Source organism: Croceibacterium selenioxidans (assembly GCF_018599195.1).
In the GTDB taxonomy this organism is placed as follows: Bacteria; Pseudomonadota; Alphaproteobacteria; order Sphingomonadales; family Sphingomonadaceae; genus Croceibacterium_A; species Croceibacterium_A selenioxidans.
Genome location: NZ_JAHFVK010000001.1, coordinates 1263495 through 1279671, shown reverse-complemented (window position 1 = coordinate 1279671; position 16177 = coordinate 1263495). Strand labels below are relative to the sequence as shown.

The following is a 16177-nucleotide window of genomic DNA, read 5'->3' as shown; positions in this document are numbered from 1 at the left end:
ACGGATCCCTATTTCAAGTCTTGAAACAAGCGGCACGACCCTGGCAAGCCCATTATGATGATTGGGTGTGCTCCGAACTCCGTTTATTCCCCTATTGTTGTGAAAAAGCTGCACTTCCGGCGCGTTACCGCAGTGTTGCTAGAGAAGTTGCAACTGACCGTCCAAAGAGGGGGTAACAAATTTGCCGATGTCGAGTTGGAAGCGGTTCATTTCGATACCCGCCCGTTTTTTCGCAATCCGAAAGCGCGCGCGGAATAGGTCCGCCCAGACGCCACTAGGCTTCATCCTGGTGAAAAAATCGGGATCGTTGTCTCGCCCTCCTCGCATCGATCGCACGATCGCCATCACCTTGTCGCCCCGGTCGGGGAAGTGGACCGAAAGCCACTCGCGAAACAGCGGGGCGACCTCGTGGGGAAGACGCAGGGGAATCCAGCCGACCGAGCGCACGCCGATAGCCCCGATCCGGGAGACGATGTCTTCCATGAACTCGTCCGTGATCGCAGGTATGATCGGGGCGATCGAGCAATGAGCGGGGACCTTGGCCTCGACCAGAGATTTCAAAGCTGCCAATCGCTTGCCAGGCGCGGGCGCCCTTGGCTCGAGCAGTCCGGAGAGCCTCGTGTCCAAGGTGGTTACCGAGATCGCCACCGCTATGAGATCGAGCCGCGCCAGTTCGGTTAGGAGATCAAGGTCCTTGAGGACTCGGTCGGACTTGGTCGTAATGGTCACTGGATGACGGGTTGCCAGGCACACCTCGAGCAGAGAGCGGGTAATCCGATATCTTCCCTCGATGGGTTGATAGGGATCCGTGTTGGTTCCCATCGCGATGGGCTTCGGTTTGTATCGTGGCCGTGCCAGGGTCTCGCACAGCAGCTGCGCGGCATTGGGTTTGGCGAACAGCCGGGTCTCAAAATCCAGTCCGGGCGACAGGTCGTGGAACGCATGTGTCGGTCTGGCAAAGCAGTAGATGCAACCGTGCTCGCATCCCCGATAGGCGTTGATCGAGCGATCGAAGCCAATGTCAGGTGATTGGTTGAAGGTGAGAATGGTCTTCGGATGCTCTTCGGTAACTGTGGTGCGGAGCTTCACAGGGGGTCCGTCCAGAATTTCCATGTAGTCCCGCCAATCGCCGTCCTGCTCCCTTTGGGCCAGGCCGAAACGATCGGGAACTGACCCGGATTGGGCACCACGGCCCGGTACGGCAGGATCCAGGCGACGTTCCATAGATGGGAACATACAGGGAACATGAGGGGAGGGCAATTGAAGATCGCAAGGGTGGCCATGTTCTTGCGTTCGGATGACTACGCGCCATATTCACGCGATGGTCTGGGATCTTCGCCGTGCCATGCTGAAGAAGGAGGAATTCGAGTCCGCTCGCCTGATGGACTTCGACTTCCGCCAGCGCATCAGGGCGACGCGCTTGCTCGCCCGGGATCTCAGCCTCGAAGAAAGCGATCTTGTCCGCGATACCGCGGCTCTTGAGGAGAAAGGTCTAATCGACCTTGCCACCGCGCTGACCGGCCGCGATCGCCAGGACATTTCCGAGCGGTACGCGCAGTGCTTCGCCAAGGCCCGGCAGGAGCTCGTTGCCGAGATTGGTGATCCTACGCCTTATCGCCTGGGCTAATGTCTTTTGTCACATATCGAGCCAGAAGACCGGCGTGGCTGCGGCGACGATCGCTAGTGCCTGCATCGCGATCACCTTCATCGTGCCCTTGGGGTCTTGCTCGAACCATCGGATCGCGTGCCAACCGATCAACGGCAACTGCAGGAGCATGAGCAGTTGCCAGAGACGAGCAGTGGAACTCTCGTCGGGGCGGGCAATCCCGTTCTCGACGACCATGTACGGTTCGTGCGGGCCTGTTGTCAGATAGACGAGCAGGAGGCCGGTCGCCGCTCCTGACATCAGCAGTGGCAGCCATGCGCTGGCGGATCGCAAGCTTGAACGTTTCGTCGTATCGCCTTTCGAGGTCATTGCCTTCGCTCCATCTCCATTGCGGGTGATGGCGCGGATGATGCGCACGCATCGGGATGAGCATCATGACGGGGCGATGAGCTTTCGCTGAAATCAGCGAAGGCAGTGCGCTATTTCTCGCGCAAGCGGGGCATCAGCTCGACGAAATTGCAGGGGCGGTTGCGACTGTCGAGTTGCTCGGCGAGAATGCCGTCCCACCCGTCCTTCACTGCGCCGTTCGAACCGGGGAGGGCAAAGAGATAGGTCCCGCGCGCAACTGCGGCGCAGGCGCGCGACTGAACTGTGCTGGTGCCGATGGACTGGTAGCTGATCCAGCGGAACAGCTCTCCAAATCCCTCGATATCCTTTTCCTTGATCCGGTCGATCGCCTCTGGCGTCACGTCGCGGCCGGTCAGACCGGTCCCGCCGGTCGAGACGATGGCATCGATTTGAGGGTCGTCGATCCAGTTGTTGAAGCGGCGAACGATCGCATCGGCGTCATCCTTTTCGATCGCGCGCGCCGCCAGCTTATGACCGGCTGATTGGATGCGCTCCGCCAGGATGTCGCCCGAGGTGTCTTCAGCGGGCCCGCGCGTATCGGAAACGGTGAGAAGAGCGATATTTATCGGCTTGAATTGACGTTCTAAATCTATCGCCATCAGTTGGCCCCGGCAGATAGATAAACGCGACCGCCTCCAGTCTCGTGGCTTCCCGGAAATGCCGGCCAGGCGTTCTGAGCCAGGGAGATGCGGCTTCCTGACAAGGCCTCCGCCTGCCGTTCATACATCCAGTAATTCTTCATCACGATGGAGACGTAGCTGCGGGTTTCCCAATAGGGAATTGATTCCATGTAAAGCAGCGGATCGCCTTGATCGCGAACTTCGTAATTCCAGCGCGTCACCGGTGTGAGGCCGGCGTTGTAAGCCGCGATGATCTTGGGGAGCGCTCCACCGGTTGCCGGACTGTCGCGCAGCATCTCGAGGTTCTGCTGGCCGAAGGCGAGGTTGACGCTCGGGTTGAAGATGTCGACCTGATTGACGCTCATTCCCAGACCTGGAGCGTGTTGGCGCACGGTGATCGGGGTGATTTGCATCAATCCTTGGGCCTTTGCCGGGCTCACCGCTTCTGAACGGAAACTAGATTCCTGCAAGGCGTGAGCATATGCGAGTGCGGGATCGACCCGCCAACCGGTCATGGGCGCCCATTTCGGTGAAGGATACTGAGACGCCGGATGGGCCTGCGCGCCGTTTGGGGCGTTGTTGGCCATGTAGAGCTGTGTCGACGGCAAGCTGAGATCCCGGGCAAGTCGGGAGAGGGCGCCATAGTCACCTGGGTCGCCGATTTGCGCCTGGTGCAACAGGACCTGGCTGCACAACTTGTCGCGACCGATTTCGGCCAGCGCGATCGCGACGCGGACATTGTTGATACCGCCAATGCGCCGCCAATCCTCGTCGGAGAAATCGGCCTTTGCCTGCCGATCGGGCAGCACAGTCCCCAACTGCTCCACCGCCAGCATGCCATAGAGTGTCTCGTCAGCCCCGGCGGAGAGGCGCAGGAATTCCGCGCTGCGTTCTGGCTGGCGGCAGCGCAACGCCGCGCGCCCGGCCCAGTAATAGGCCGCAGCGCGAAGTTCTGTGTTGGAAGCACCGTACGCCGCTCGCTCGAAGGCTTGCCCGGCCTGCTCGCAATCGCCAAGCCGCCAGGCCGCAAGACCCATGGTCCAGTCGCCTTCCGCCACCCACGGGCCGGTACCGGCCCCGACCGTCGCGGCCTGGGCGAAGGCCTGGGTGTCCATGTTCTCGATGTAATAGCTCCACGCGACCTTCTGGCGCCATTCGGCTCGGGCTTCGGGGCTCAGTTGGGCGTCGATGCCATCAAGCAAGAGCCGCGCACCATCCGGGTCATCGTTGGTGATGCGATCCTGGATGGCGGTGCGGATGTCGACGGGCATGGTCCCGTCTTCGATTGAGCGAGGCCGCGTACGCTTGGTCGCGCCGCCCGTCGCATAAAAGCGCTGCTCATAGGGCAACTCGGGCATGGCGGTGGCCCCCCGCGTATAAGCGAGACGTGCAAGACGATCCGCCTGGGGCAAGTCGCGGCCGGTGGCGAACCAGGCTTCGATCCGGGGCAAGTCTACCTTGGGCGAATTGGCCGCGAGATAGATCTCCGCCCGGGCAACCGGATGGAGGATTCCTTCGCGCTGTGACAGCAAGGTTTCGGCGCCAGCCCAATCCTGCTTATCGATTGCCGCGAATACGGCCGCGTAATAGTCGCGAGACTTCTGGTCGAGTTGCCGGGGTGCCTCGCTGCGCGAAACCCGGCCCGAAAAATACTCCCTAGTGGGCTGTGCAGCGGCGGGCACGGCGCACATCACAGTTGCCGCGCCCATGGCGAGCATCAGTTTCCTCATCGCGTGTCCCCGTCCGTCCATTCAAGCCATCGCCGCCAGAGCGAGGCGCGCAGTAAGGGGTGATCAAGCAATCGCCCGGGCGCGTAGCTCGCTAAAAGCGGCAGCGAGCCGCCTTGAATCGCGAATTTGCCGATCGCGGGAGTGCCTTGCGCTGGATCGTGCCCCACGAGCGGTAGAATGCCGGTCCCGAAAACGATCAGTCGGCCAGGATTTACCATTTGGACGTGGTGAGTGATTATCTCACCAAGGCCTTGAGAAGACAGCCGTTCCCAGTCGGGCATATCTATGTGTTGAGGCAGAGCCGAAGCAAAGTAGGCCCGGTCCGGAGACAGTCCCATCGCCTTTACGAAAGAGCCCAGCAGCCTGCCCTGGGGGCCTGCGAGCAGACTGTCGGTGTCGCCAGCTTCGGGCATCGGCACGATTATCATGACGGAGGCGGAGTGATCGCCACGGGGCGGTACCCGCGGCGTAGAGCTGGCTTGGCCAAGGCTTGGCTCCGCTAGCCACCATTGATTGAAGGCCGCGAGTTCGTCCGGCCACGCGCTTCGCTCACCGCCGATGGGTGGAATGGTGGGCTCCGGCGGGGGGACGGGACGGACGGGCACTGCCGCCACGGCTTTTGCAGGTGCCTTCTCGGCGAGCCAAGAAACCGGCTCGTCCCCGAACACCATGTCGACGCCCGCATCGCGCCACCAGGCCTGGGCGGCGGCAATACTGTCTGCGAGTGTCTGGGCGGGGCGGCTGTTCATGTGGTGCGCTCGGGTCTTGACCTGCCGGCATGCGGCGATCAAGTCCCCAAGCCATGCTAACCCCCCAAACAGAATACCGCCGATGAACGCCGAGCATCCAGAACGCGAGGCCATGCCGGTCGACGTGGTGATCGCTGGTGCCGGACCCGCGGGTCTCGCCGCGGCGATCCGCCTGAAGCAGCTCAACGAGGATCTTGAGATCGTCGTGCTCGAGAAGGGGTCCGAAGTCGGTGCTCACATTCTCAGTGGCGCGGTGATCGATCCTCGGGCTCTCGACGAATTGTTGCCCGACTGGCGCGAGAATTGCGATCTTGCCGAAGTGCCCGTGGTCGAGAACCACCATTGGTTCCTGACCAGGAACGGCAAATGGGGCATGCCGCATTTCCTGCTGCCGCCGCTCATGTCGAACGACGGCTGTTTCACCGGCTCGCTTGGCAACCTCTGCCGCTGGTTGGCGGAACGGGCGGAAGCTCTTGGCGTCCAGGTATTTCCCGGCTTCCCGGCCTCCGAAGTGCTGTTCGACGAGAATGGCGCGGTCATGGGCCTGGCGACACAGGACATGGGCGTCGCCGCCGATGGTTCGCACAAGGTGGATTATCAACCGGGAATGGAACTCCACGCCAAATATACTTTGCTGGCGGAAGGTGCGCGGGGTCATCTGACCAAGCGGCTCAAGGCTCATTTTGCGCTAGAGGCGGACAGTGAGCCGCAGGTTTATGGGTTGGGTATCAAGGAGTTGTGGGACATACCCGCGGACCGACATGAACCGGGGCGGGTGATTCACACTCAGGGTTGGCCGCTTTCGGAGAATGACACCTGGGGCGGCGGTTTTCTCTATCACCAAGCCAACGGCCAGGTAGCGCTCGGCTTCGTAACAGCGCTCGATTACGCCAATCCCTACATCAGCCCGTACGAAGAATTCCAGCGCTGGAAGCATCATCCCGCCATTCGAGCGGTCATCGAGGGTGGACGACGCGTCGCCTACGGAGCTCGTGCAATCAACGAGGGCGGGTGGCAGTCAGTGCCCAAACTGGTGTTCCCGGGCGGGGCTTTGATCGGATGCGCTGCCGGGTTTGTGAATGTCCCGCGCATCAAAGGCAGCCACACGGCGATGAAGAGCGGCATACTCGCCGCCGAAGCGATTGCAGAAGCGATCGCCTCCGAACGTGAGAAGGACGAACTGGCCGAGTACGAGAGTGCCGTTCGAACAAGCTGGATAGCCGACGAGCTCAAGCAGGTGCGCAACGCTCAGCCGCTGGTCTCGCGCTTCGGGGATGTACTCGGTACTTTGCTGGCCGGTGCCGACATGTGGTTACGGACGGTGGGCATCCGCCTGCCGTTCTCGCTTGGTCATCATACGGACGCGGGAGAAACTCGGCGCGCCGATCTATATCGGCCGATCGCCTATCCTAAACCCGACGGGAAGGTTTCCTTCGACAGGCTATCATCCGTATTCTTATCCGGCACCAACCACGAGGAAGATCAGCCCTGCCACCTCAAGCTGAAGGATCCGACGATACCCGAACGGGTGGACTGGCCCGTCTATGCCGGGCCTGAGACCCGCTACTGTCCCGCAGGCGTGTACGAGTACGTCGGCGTAGAGGAGGGGGAACCGAGGCTGGTCATCAACGCCCAGAACTGCGTCCACTGCAAGACTTGCGATATCAAAGATCCGCCACAGAACATCGAATGGGTCACGCCGGAAGGCGGCGGTGGTCCCAATTATCCCAATATGTGAGCAGCGGGTTTGCAGCTCTCCGAAACAGCCTACGCCAAGATCAACCTCGCTCTCCATGTCCGGAGGCGGCGAGAGGACGGTTACCACGAACTGGAGACGCTCTTCGCTTTCGTGGACAGCGGCGATCGACTGAGTGCGGCCTCCGCTTCGCGAGATGAGCTGAGGGTGGTTGGTGAGTTCGCCGAGCAACTCACTGATCCTTTGAATAATATTGCGGCAAAGGCCCTGTCGCTCCTTCCGCGCGCGGAGGGGCTTTCGGTGCTCCTGGAAAAGAACCTGCCAGTAGCGGCAGGACTTGGTGGCGGTTCGGCCGATGCTGGCGCGATCTTTCGCCTCGTGCGCCACGCTTACGGTTTGCCTGAGGACTGGGCCGCGCGCGCGGCGAAGCTCGGGGCAGACGTCCCCGCATGTGTAGAAAGCAAAGCCTGCATCGGTCGCGGTACGGGTACCCAGCTCGCACCGGTAGGCAACGATCTCGAAGGAACGACCGTCCTCCTCGTCAATCCCCGCGTGCCGTTATCGACAGGGCCGGTCTTCGCCGCCTGGGACGGTGTGGATCGGGGCGCGCTCCCTTCCGGCTCGGCATCCCAGATAGCCCGTGAGGGGAGAAACGACCTCGAAGCGCCTGCGATCGCGCTGTGTCCGCCGGTTGCCGAGGTTCTCGGCGAACTCCGCGCGGGACCGGCCGACCTAGTTCGCATGAGCGGCTCAGGTGCGACTTGCTTTGCGCTCTACAGCAGTCATGACGTCATGCTCAAAGCCGCGGAAACGCTGGCTTTACGCCGTCCCGACTGGTGGCAGTTGAGAGGAAGTCTGAAGTGACCGAGGAAGCTTACCGTATCCTGGGCACCCCGGTCACCGGCGGCATCCTGGTCGTATCCGATCACGCTTCTAACAGGGTGCCGGAGGATATCGATCTTGGGATCGATCGCGCGCTGCTCGATCAACATGTGGCGATCGACATCGGCGTGGCTCAGGTGGCGGAGCGCCTGGCCGAAACTCCGGGAATTGGAGCCTTCCTTGGGAATGTCAGTCGGCTCGTCTGCGACTTCAACCGTGAAGAAGAGGCATCGGCGGTCATTCCCCACGCCAGCGACGGACATGACATCCCTGGCAACCTGTTCGATATCGCAGGGCGGGAAGAGCGCCTAGCGCGCTTTCATCGCCCCTATCACTCAGCACTGGCCGAGCTGATCAGGCAGGCACCGCCCAGCCTGATCGTCTCGCTGCACAGCTTCACGCCACAACTTACGACGCGTCCCGAGGAGCGACGCCCATGGCAAGTCGGTGTGCTCTACAACGAGCACGATTGGGCCTCCCGCCTGACCATTCCGCTGCTTGAGGCCGAAGGACTCGTCGTCGGTGACCAGCAGCCCTATTCGGGCAAGCTGCTCAACGCGACGATGAACATCCATGCCGAGGCGAACGGCGTGCCATATGTCGGGATCGAGGTTCGCCAAGATCAGATCGCGGACACTGTTGGTCAGATCGCTTGGGCAGAGCGGCTTGGCCGTATCGCCACGTTGGTCAGGCAGGAGCTCGCGAGATAGCCGGGCTTTGCCCGCCGATTGCCGATTTGTTCTTCGACTGCCCCGCCATCTGATATAATGCGCCGCCACTTGTGTTAGCGCCTGTTCCGGAAAGCCAAGCCAATGCCCGCGTATCGTTCCCGTACTTCGACCCATGGCCGCAATATGGCGGGTGCTCGCGGACTGTGGCGCGCCACGGGCATGAAGGACGATGACTTCGGCAAGCCGATCATCGCGGTGGTGAACAGCTTCACCCAGTTTGTGCCGGGACACGTGCACCTCAAGGACCTTGGCCAGCTCGTCGCGCGGGAGATCGAAGCCGCAGGCGGCGTGGCCAAGGAATTCAACACCATCGCGGTCGATGACGGCATCGCCATGGGGCATGACGGGATGCTCTATTCGCTGCCGAGCCGCGACCTCATCGCCGATAGCGTCGAATATATGGTCAACGCTCATTGTGCTGACGCGATGGTGTGCATCTCCAATTGCGACAAGATCACACCCGGCATGTTGATGGCGGCGCTTCGCCTGAATGTCCCGGCCGTGTTTGTCTCTGGCGGCCCGATGGAGGCCGGCAAGGTCATCTTGCGGGGCAAGGAGCATGCGCTCGACCTGGTCGACGCCATGGTCGCCGCTGCCGATGAGCATATGACCGACGAGGAAGTGGCCGCGATCGAGCGTTCGGCCTGCCCGACTTGCGGGTCGTGCTCGGGGATGTTTACCGCCAACTCGATGAATTGCCTCACCGAGGCTCTGGGCCTCTCGTTGCCCGGCAACGGTTCGCAGCTCGCGACACATTCCGACCGGAAGCAGCTGTTTGAGAGGGCCGGCCGGCTCGTGGTGACGCTGGCCCGCCGTTATTACGAGGAGGATGATACGAGCGTCCTGCCGCGTTCTATCGCCAGCTTCTCCGCTTTCGAGAACGCCATGTCGCTCGATATCGCGATGGGCGGATCGACCAATACCGTACTCCACCTGCTCGCGGCCGCGCACGAAGCCGGGGTCGACTTTACGATGACCGACATCGACCGCCTCTCCCGTAAGGTGCCGGTGTTATGCAAGGTCGCGCCAGCCAAGTCCGACGTGCACATGGAAGACGTCCACCGGGCGGGAGGGATCATGTCGATCCTTGGCGAGATGGAGAAGGGCGGCCTGCTCAATACCGCACTGCCGACCGTGCACAGCCCGACGCTGGGCGATGCGTTGGAAGATTGGGACGTGGGCCGCACGCGCAATAACAAGGTCCATGAGTTCTATGCCGCCGCTCCGGGCGGCGTGCCGACGCAGACCGCCTTTAGCCAGTCGCGCCGCTGGGATGCACTCGATCTCGACCGCGAGGGCGGCGTGATCCGTTCGGTCGAGCATGCCTTCAGCAAGGACGGCGGGCTGGCTGTACTTTCGGGCAACATTGCGCTCGACGGTTGCATCGTGAAGACCGCGGGCGTCGATGAGGCGATCCTCAAGTTCTCCGGGCCGGCCAAGGTTTATGAGAGCCAGGACGCGGCCGTGGCCGGGATTCTCGCCGGGCATGTCGTCGCCGGTGATGTGGTGGTGATCCGTTACGAAGGACCTCGCGGCGGACCGGGCATGCAAGAAATGCTCTACCCGACAAGCTACCTCAAGTCGAAGGGGCTGGGCGCGGCTTGCGCGCTGATCACCGATGGGCGCTTTTCGGGAGGCACTTCGGGGCTTTCCATCGGTCATGTCTCACCTGAGGCGGCCGAAGGGGGAGCGATCGGACTGGTGGAAGAGGGCGATCTTATCGAGATCGACATCCCTAACCGCACCATCAACTTGGCCGTTTCCGAAGAGGTCCTTGCCGATCGCCGGGCCGCGATGGAAGCAAAGGGCGATGCCGCCTGGCACCCCCTCAAGCCGCGCCCCCGGCAAGTTTCCCAGGCACTCCAGGCCTACGCCGCGATGACGACGAGCGCCGCGCGCGGTGCCGTGCGAGACGTGAGCCAGATCCAAGGCCGCCGCTGATGCGCAAGGCCGTGAGCGCCGCATTGCTGCTGCTCACGGCCTGCTCTCAGGGAAACAGCGCTCCTCAGTCGGATCCAGAGAGCCTGATCGAGTGCGCCCTTGCCGGCGCGGGCACTTTTGACTGGACATGCGCCATCGAACGTAGCGAAAGTGCCGATGGCCTGATCCTAACGGTCCTCCATCCCGAAGGCGGCTTTCGCCGTTTCACTGTAGCGAACGATGGACGGACTCTCACCGTCGCTGACGGGGCGCAGGTCGCATCGGTCGTACCGGCTGATGACGCGATCGAAGTCGCCGTGGGCCTCGATCGTTATCGCATTCCCCCCAAGGCCCTGAGCCATGACGCGCAGTGACCAGATATTCACTGTCGCCCAGATGCGAGCGGCCGAACAGGCGCTGATAGACCGGGGTGAGAGTGTGGGCTCCTTGATGGAGCGCGCGGGAAAGGGCGTTGCGGATTGGATCTGGCGGATCGCTCATGGAAGGTCCGTTACGGTCCTGTGCGGACCTGGCAACAATGGCGGCGATGGTTATGTAATTGCACAGGAACTTGCTCGTCGCGGAACGCACGTAGTCGTTGTCGCGCCCTCTGAACCTGCGACAGACGCAGCCAGGGCCGCGCGCGAGCGTTATCGGGGAACTTTCGACACGGCGGGGAACGGAGGCGTCCTGGTGGATTGCCTGTTCGGCAGCGGGCTGACTCGGCCGCTCTCGCCGGAGCTAGTCGCGCTCTTGTCGCGGGAAGCGGTTCGCCACTCCGCCCTCTTGGCCGTAGACGTGCCTAGCGGGATAGACAGCGACACCGGCCGGCCTCTCAATGAGGGGTTGCCCGCCAATGACGTCACTGTCGCTTTGGGCGCCTGGAAGTTCGCGCACTGGCTGATGCCGGCCATGGCGGCAATGGGTCAGCGGCGCCTTGTACCGATCGGGGTGGAACCCATCGCGGGAGCTGCCACGCTCCTCACGCGACCGCACCTCTCTGCGCCTGCGATCGACGCGCACAAGTACACTCGCGGGCTGGTGTTGGTGATCGGCGGGGTCATGCCGGGAGCCGCGCAATTGGCCAGCGAAGCGGCCTTGCGCGGGGGAGCCGGCTGCGTGCGCCTCGCCGCACAAGGGCTGCATCCTTCCGCCACGCCCGACCTGGTCCTCAAGCGCGGCCCGCTGGTAGATCTCCTCGCTGATGAGCGCACCACGGCAGTCCTTGCCGGACCGGGCCTCGGGCTCGACGAAACGGCTCGGGTTAAGCTCGGCGAAGTTCTCGCGGCCGACCGGCCCACCGTACTCGATGCCGATGCGTTGACCTTGCTGCGCCCCCGGCACTGCGAGAGCCGCTCAGCCGCCTTGATCCTCACGCCGCACCTAGGCGAAATGGCGCGGCTTTGCGAGAGCTTCGGGATCGACGAGGGTAACAGGATCGATCGTGCCACCAAACTCGCGCAAGCGGCCCAAGCTGTGGTCGTCGCGAAAGGTCCCGATACGCTCATCGCCGCGCCCGATGGACGGCTCGCTTTGGCCCCGCCTGCGACGAGCTGGCTCTCGGTCGCCGGAAGCGGGGACGTTCTCTCGGGCATAGCCGTCAGCCGGCTCGCAGCGGGAGCTGACGGCTTTACCGCAGCCTGCGAGGCGGTTTGGCTCCACGGTGAGGCCGCACGTCTCGCCGGACCCGCATTCACTGCCTCAGGGCTGGCGCGCAACGTTTCGGAAGCCTACGCGGCGACGTTGTGAGTACATCAGAAGAGATCGTTCGCGTCGCGGCCAAAGGGGATGGCGTCACCGCGTCGGGCCGCCACGTCGCCTTGAGTGCGCCGGGAGACCGGGTGCTACCCGATGGCACGCTTGAATTCGGACCGCATCACGCCGAGCCGCCGTGCCGCCACTTCGGTCGCTGCGGAGGTTGCCAGTTGCAGCATCTGGACGAGGAAGTGCTGGCGGGGTTCGTTCGGGACCGAGTGCTTAACGCCGCCGAGGGGCAGGGACTGATCCCCGAACATGTAGCGCCTGTTCACCTGTCGCCGCCGAGCACCAGGCGCCGCGCGACGCTTCGCGCCATCAACGGAGGGGGCAAGCCGTTGATCGGCTTCAACGAAGGCGCTTCGCACCGTGTGGTCGACATGCGCGAATGTCACGTCCTTCACCCGGACCTGTTCGACCTCATTGCTCCCTTGCGCGACATGCTGGCGCCGCGGCGGGACAAGTACGCTGTCGAGATCTCGCTAACGCTCGTGAACCAGGGTGTCGATTGCGCCATCAAGGGGCTGACGCTCGAAGGGCTGGTCCAAACCGAGGCCCTGCTCGACTTCTGTCGCGATCACGGCCTCGCCCGATTGACCTTGGATCAGGGTTATGGCGCGGAGACCTTTTGGGAGCCGGTGCCGGTGACCATCTCCTTCACCGGTTCCGATGTGGCCATGCCGGCCGGTGCGTTCCTGCAGGCGACGGCTGACGGCGAAGCGGCGCTGGTGGGAGCGGCGCGTGAGTGGCTCGCCGAATGCCGCAAGGTGGCCGATCTCTTTGCTGGCCTTGGCACCTTTGCCTTCGCCCTGGCGGGGTCCGCTCGTGTCACTGCCGCGGAGGCTTCGCGCGAGGCGCTGCTCGCCTGCCGCGCTGCCGCAGGGCGCGCCGGCTTGCCGGTTGAGGTTCAGCATCGCGATCTTTTCCGCAATCCTCTGCGTCCTGAGGAGCTCTCCCCGTTCGACGGAGTCGTCCTCGATCCCCCGCGGGCGGGAGCGCGCGAACAAGTGATGCAGCTCGCCGCAAGCGCGGTGCCGCGGATCGTCTATGTGAGCTGCAATCCCTCGAGCTGGGCACGTGATGGACGTGTCCTTGTCGACGCCGGGTATCGCCTGGCCGACCTGAAGCCCGTGGGCCAGTTTCGTTGGTCCAACCACGTCGAACTGGTGAGTTTGTTCGTCCGGTAGTTCCGCTTCCGAACATGATTTTTCGGTTCGCGACTGGGTTCAGCAGAAAAGCGGGGAAAGCGATAGAATGAGGAGCATGAGTGAAGCGCATGCCCATTCAAGAGCTTGTAGGAAAACGGTTTTTTGGGGCTAGGTGCTCAGAGCGGTAACAAGCCGCTGGAACAGCCATTCCCGCGCGTCGGGTTCGACAAACGCATGGCTGGCGCAGTCGCAAGTCGAGAGACGAGGGTCGTGACGGTCCCAATCGGCCAGGAAGGCCTGGGCCGTCCGGTCGCGATCCGCGATGAGGATTCGCACGGGTCCAGCGAAGGCTTCGAGCCCGGCTTTCATCTCCTGGGCAAGTCCTGATGGCGCCGCGGTCGCGGCCGTTGCGCGCTTAAGGCCCGAGGCCAGTTTGCGCAGAGAGACCCCACCGGTGACCAGGCGCAGGACTTCCTTCGGATCGCGCAGCTTCTGCGCATAGCGTGACCGGATGACTTCGGGTGGAGGCGCGCCGTCGTCCTCCTCGATAGTCCAGGGGTTGGCCAGCACCAGAGCGTCACAGCCCGAGCCCGAATTGAGCATCAAGGCGCTCGCCGCATCGCAATTGCCGAAGCCGACGACGCGGGTCAGATCCGGTTTTTCGGTCCTGAACGCGGCGATCGCGGCCGCAAGGTCGGCGCCGCTGTCACGAAACTCCCGGTTAGCGCCACTGCTGTCGCCGATTCCACGGCGATCGTAGCGGAACACCGGGAACCCCGCCGCCGCCAGGCGGGCCGCCAAGTGCGCTTGACCGGCAAAGGCGCCCGAGCGGATCTCGTTGCCTCCACTGACAAGCAGTAAACCTGCCGTTCCCTCGGCATCATCGAGTGTGCCGACGAGGGTGTCATCCTCACAGGAGAAGGTGACATGCCGCCGACTCATGCCAGTAGCTCCGCCACGACGAGTGCGGCGAGAGCGTCGGCCTGGGACGGGTCGTGGTCGGGTTCAGCCCGAAGCCACAGGCCTGCTCCACCGAGATCGCCCTGGGCTATGTTGGTTAGCGCGGCACCGTCAGCGGGTTCCGCCGTTTCTAGTTCCCTGATCATCCGAGGGCCAAGCCGATATCCGGCCAGTTCCAGGCCTTGATGGCGGCCAAGTTCCAGCAGGGCTTCACGGTTTTCCTCGATTCCCGCTTCTTTGCTGGAGATCATACGGGCGCGCACCATGGCCCGCAGGATCGAGGATCCCGTGGCCGGGGCGTAGCGGAGCACCGGCAAGCGGAATGGCGCTACGAGGGCCCCACCACGCAGGGTCAGAACGTGAGTGACGCCGAAGAATGAGGCGGCATCGGTTGCCGCCTCGCGCCAGGTCTCGATCGATTGATATGCGAGCGGGGCCCGGCTCTCGTTGCAACCGGGAAGGTCCGGCAGGACAGAGGCGATGCCCGCCCGTTCAAGCTGGCGCATGACCTCTACGGTGAAATGGCGCAGCTTATTGGCTTCGTCGAACAGCGCGGGCAGGACAAGAATCCGGGTTCCGCCGCTGGCGCCAATCGTCAGCGCGTACTCGTCTTCGCCGGCAGAGCTGGGCCAGGCGGCGAGCACTGGAAGAGATCAGCCGCCGCGGCGCTTGGTCTCGACGAAGCCGAGCAGCGCCCCATAACTCTCGAGCATTTCGCCATCGACCTCGTCATCTTCGATGATGATGTGAAGACGATCCTCGATTTCGGTCAGCAGACCCGCCACAGCCATCGAGTCGAGTTCGGGCAGGTGGCCGAACAGACCCGTGTCGAGGGTGAAGGCCTCGACCCGCTCCGGGCTCAGCCCGAGCACATCGCGCAGCACTTCGCGCAGGATCAGGTCGGTCTCGGAAAACTCGCCCATGGAAACCGGCTCACTCGACATGCACATGGCCCCTTCTTGCGCGGCCCCTACAGAGGGCTTGGCCGCGAAACAAGCTGGCGTAGCAGCGATTTGCCGATTGCCGGCCAGTTGCGGGGATGGCCGACGCGCCAGCAGGTAAGGCGATAGCGAGGGCGAACCTCTTCCATCCAATCGCGTTTGTAAGGGTCATCGCCGGTGCCGAAATCGACCCATTCGACACCATCGCAGTCTATCACGTGCTCGAACAGGGCGGCCGTCAGCGTAGTGCCCGCAGACAGCGGCTTGGCGCTTTCGAGATGGGCGAGCTTATGGATGTAAGCGGTGCCGTGATCGACGGTCCACATCTGCGCGGCAACCACCTCGCCCTCGTAAGATGCGAGACCGAGTCTCAGTCGGCCGGCCTTGCTTTCAGCTTCGGCGAAGCGGCGCAGAAGCGCGGGGTCGCCTTCGATTGGCTTCCAGCTATGAGCGTAAACGGCCTCATAGGAATTCCAGATATCGTCCTGAAATAACGTAGAAAGACTTACCTCAACCCTTTTTGCCTTACGCTTCAAGGTGGTTCGCAAGTGCCCGGGGCGCTCGGCAAGATACTGAGCGTAGGAGCGGCCATTCACCGGCAACCCGTGATTCCAATCGCATCGTTCGCGCTTCACGAACCATCCAGCATTCCGGAACGCGCGCTCGAGGCGAGTGGCGGTGCCGTCCTCGTCCGCTAGCTTCGAGAGAATCACACAGCGGGCTTTTGGCGCGAGGTCGCGGGCGAGCCTTTCGAGCAGGGGCGCCCGCGATGTTCCGTCGGCGGCGAGTTCCGACCACGTAAAGGCGTACCAGTTGCTCAAGTTCTCAAGGCCGTGCGAGCCACGGGTGAGGGCGAGGGCTACGGCATCACGACCATCGCGGGCGAGCGCGATCAAGGGCCTGGCTCCCCCGCGTTCGAGCAGGGTGAACCATTCCGGGCGAGCGAACGGATCGCGGCTCGTCAAAGCTAAGCCTTGCAGATCGTTAACCGTGTCGTGATAGCTGACCGCCGTCACACTTCCGCACTCCAG

17 protein-coding genes are annotated in these 16177 nt (G+C 63.1%); 8 read left to right on the top strand and 9 right to left on the bottom strand.

Going from position 1 to position 16177, the window contains the following annotated elements; translation table 11 throughout:
- Positions 1 to 138: 138 nt before the first annotated feature.
- Entirely contained in the window at positions 139 to 1224 is a 1086-nt protein-coding gene (locus KK137_RS06210; protein ID WP_214535292.1) for a PA0069 family radical SAM protein, read from the bottom strand.
- A gap of 73 nt (positions 1225 to 1297) precedes the next feature.
- On the opposite strand from KK137_RS06210, the gene KK137_RS06205 reads away from it, so the two are divergent.
- The gene (locus KK137_RS06205) at positions 1298 to 1627 is read left to right on the top strand and encodes a hypothetical protein (protein WP_250893603.1); all 330 of its coding nucleotides are present in this window, start codon (positions 1298 to 1300) and stop codon (positions 1625 to 1627) included.
- Between the two features lie 9 nt (positions 1628 to 1636).
- Here KK137_RS06205 and KK137_RS06200 read toward each other — a convergent pair whose 3' ends face one another.
- The 4 genes from KK137_RS06200 to KK137_RS06185 all read right to left on the bottom strand — a co-directional run bounded on the left by KK137_RS06200 (position 1637) and on the right by KK137_RS06185 (position 5113).
- Positions 1637 to 1906: a hypothetical protein gene (locus KK137_RS06200; RefSeq protein WP_214535291.1), complete on the bottom strand. Its 270-nt coding sequence runs from the start codon at positions 1904 to 1906 to the stop codon at positions 1637 to 1639.
- 179 nt (positions 1907 to 2085) lie between these two features.
- The gene (moaB, locus tag KK137_RS06195; RefSeq protein ID WP_214535290.1) at positions 2086 to 2613 is read right to left on the bottom strand and encodes a molybdenum cofactor biosynthesis protein B; all 528 of its coding nucleotides are present in this window, start codon (positions 2611 to 2613) and stop codon (positions 2086 to 2088) included.
- Positions 2613 to 4364, bottom strand: a complete 1752-nt coding sequence (locus KK137_RS06190; RefSeq protein ID WP_214535289.1) for a lytic transglycosylase domain-containing protein — start codon at positions 4362 to 4364, stop codon at positions 2613 to 2615. Before KK137_RS06190 ends, moaB begins: the two co-directional genes overlap by 1 nt.
- On the bottom strand, positions 4361 to 5113 hold the full coding sequence (locus KK137_RS06185; protein ID WP_214535288.1) for a uracil-DNA glycosylase family protein: 753 nt from the start codon (positions 5111 to 5113) through the stop codon (positions 4361 to 4363). Before KK137_RS06185 ends, KK137_RS06190 begins: the two co-directional genes overlap by 4 nt.
- 82 nt (positions 5114 to 5195) lie before the next feature.
- Between KK137_RS06185 and KK137_RS06180 the strand changes: the two genes are divergently transcribed.
- The 7 genes from KK137_RS06180 to KK137_RS06150 all read left to right on the top strand — a co-directional run bounded on the left by KK137_RS06180 (position 5196) and on the right by KK137_RS06150 (position 13284).
- Entirely contained in the window at positions 5196 to 6851 is a 1656-nt protein-coding gene (locus KK137_RS06180; RefSeq protein WP_250893602.1) for an electron transfer flavoprotein-ubiquinone oxidoreductase, read from the top strand.
- A gap of 9 nt (positions 6852 to 6860) precedes the next feature.
- Positions 6861 to 7673: a 4-(cytidine 5'-diphospho)-2-C-methyl-D-erythritol kinase gene (locus KK137_RS06175; RefSeq protein WP_214535287.1), complete on the top strand. Its 813-nt coding sequence runs from the start codon at positions 6861 to 6863 to the stop codon at positions 7671 to 7673.
- A complete protein-coding gene (locus KK137_RS06170; protein ID WP_214535286.1) occupies positions 7670 to 8401 on the top strand; it encodes an N-formylglutamate amidohydrolase in 732 nt (243 codons plus the stop codon). The genes KK137_RS06175 and KK137_RS06170 overlap by 4 nt, the downstream gene beginning before the upstream one ends.
- A gap of 102 nt (positions 8402 to 8503) precedes the next feature.
- Positions 8504 to 10363: a dihydroxy-acid dehydratase gene (ilvD, locus tag KK137_RS06165; protein WP_214535285.1), complete on the top strand. Its 1860-nt coding sequence runs from the start codon at positions 8504 to 8506 to the stop codon at positions 10361 to 10363.
- Positions 10363 to 10716, top strand: a complete 354-nt coding sequence (locus tag KK137_RS06160) for a hypothetical protein (protein WP_214535284.1) — start codon at positions 10363 to 10365, stop codon at positions 10714 to 10716. The genes ilvD and KK137_RS06160 overlap by 1 nt, the downstream gene beginning before the upstream one ends.
- Complete coding sequence (locus KK137_RS06155; RefSeq protein WP_214535283.1) at positions 10703 to 12091, top strand: NAD(P)H-hydrate dehydratase; 1389 nt, start codon at positions 10703 to 10705, stop codon at positions 12089 to 12091. Before KK137_RS06160 ends, KK137_RS06155 begins: the two co-directional genes overlap by 14 nt.
- Complete coding sequence (locus KK137_RS06150; protein WP_214535282.1) at positions 12088 to 13284, top strand: class I SAM-dependent RNA methyltransferase; 1197 nt, start codon at positions 12088 to 12090, stop codon at positions 13282 to 13284. The genes KK137_RS06155 and KK137_RS06150 overlap by 4 nt, the downstream gene beginning before the upstream one ends.
- 129 nt (positions 13285 to 13413) lie before the next feature.
- Here the strand turns inward: KK137_RS06150 and KK137_RS06145 are convergent, their stop codons facing one another.
- The 4 genes from KK137_RS06145 to KK137_RS06130 are packed head-to-tail and all read right to left on the bottom strand — an operon-like array spanning position 13414 to position 16162.
- On the bottom strand, positions 13414 to 14187 hold the full coding sequence (locus tag KK137_RS06145; RefSeq protein WP_214535281.1) for a hydrolase 1, exosortase A system-associated: 774 nt from the start codon (positions 14185 to 14187) through the stop codon (positions 13414 to 13416).
- The gene (locus KK137_RS06140) at positions 14184 to 14849 is read right to left on the bottom strand and encodes an alpha/beta hydrolase family protein (RefSeq protein WP_338027988.1); all 666 of its coding nucleotides are present in this window, start codon (positions 14847 to 14849) and stop codon (positions 14184 to 14186) included. Before KK137_RS06140 ends, KK137_RS06145 begins: the two co-directional genes overlap by 4 nt.
- Positions 14850 to 14858: 9 nt before the next feature.
- Entirely contained in the window at positions 14859 to 15149 is a 291-nt protein-coding gene (locus tag KK137_RS06135) for an acyl carrier protein (protein WP_214535280.1), read from the bottom strand.
- A 26-nt stretch (positions 15150 to 15175) separates the two neighbouring features.
- Positions 15176 to 16162 carry a GNAT family N-acetyltransferase gene (locus tag KK137_RS06130; protein ID WP_338027987.1) on the bottom strand — a complete coding sequence of 329 codons (987 nt, stop codon included), beginning with the start codon at positions 16160 to 16162 and terminating at the stop codon, positions 15176 to 15178.
- Positions 16163 to 16177: the final 15 nt, after the last annotated feature.

Bases quoted from the DNA above. Each gene is read 5' to 3' on its own strand.
- KK137_RS06185 (WP_214535288.1), bottom strand. From the start codon at position 5,113: ATGAACAGCCGCCCCGCCCAGACACTCGCAGACAGTATTGCCGCCGCC.
- KK137_RS06160 (WP_214535284.1), top strand. From the start codon at position 10,363: ATGCGCAAGGCCGTGAGCGCCGCATTGCTGCTGCTCACGGCCTGCTCT.
- KK137_RS06200 (WP_214535291.1), bottom strand. From the start codon at position 1,906: ATGTCAGGAGCGGCGACCGGCCTCCTGCTCGTCTATCTGACAACAGGC.
- KK137_RS06145 (WP_214535281.1), bottom strand. From the start codon at position 14,187: ATGAGTCGGCGGCATGTCACCTTCTCCTGTGAGGATGACACCCTCGTC.
- moaB (WP_214535290.1), bottom strand. From the start codon at position 2,613: ATGGCGATAGATTTAGAACGTCAATTCAAGCCGATAAATATCGCTCTT.
- KK137_RS06135 (WP_214535280.1), bottom strand. From the start codon at position 15,149: ATGTCGAGTGAGCCGGTTTCCATGGGCGAGTTTTCCGAGACCGACCTG.
- ilvD (WP_214535285.1), top strand. From the start codon at position 8,504: ATGCCCGCGTATCGTTCCCGTACTTCGACCCATGGCCGCAATATGGCG.
- KK137_RS06190 (WP_214535289.1), bottom strand. From the start codon at position 4,364: ATGAGGAAACTGATGCTCGCCATGGGCGCGGCAACTGTGATGTGCGCC.
- KK137_RS06210 (WP_214535292.1), bottom strand. From the start codon at position 1,224: ATGGAACGTCGCCTGGATCCTGCCGTACCGGGCCGTGGTGCCCAATCC.
- KK137_RS06180 (WP_250893602.1), top strand. From the start codon at position 5,196: ATGAACGCCGAGCATCCAGAACGCGAGGCCATGCCGGTCGACGTGGTG.
- KK137_RS06155 (WP_214535283.1), top strand. From the start codon at position 10,703: ATGACGCGCAGTGACCAGATATTCACTGTCGCCCAGATGCGAGCGGCC.
- KK137_RS06205 (WP_250893603.1), top strand. From the start codon at position 1,298: ATGACTACGCGCCATATTCACGCGATGGTCTGGGATCTTCGCCGTGCC.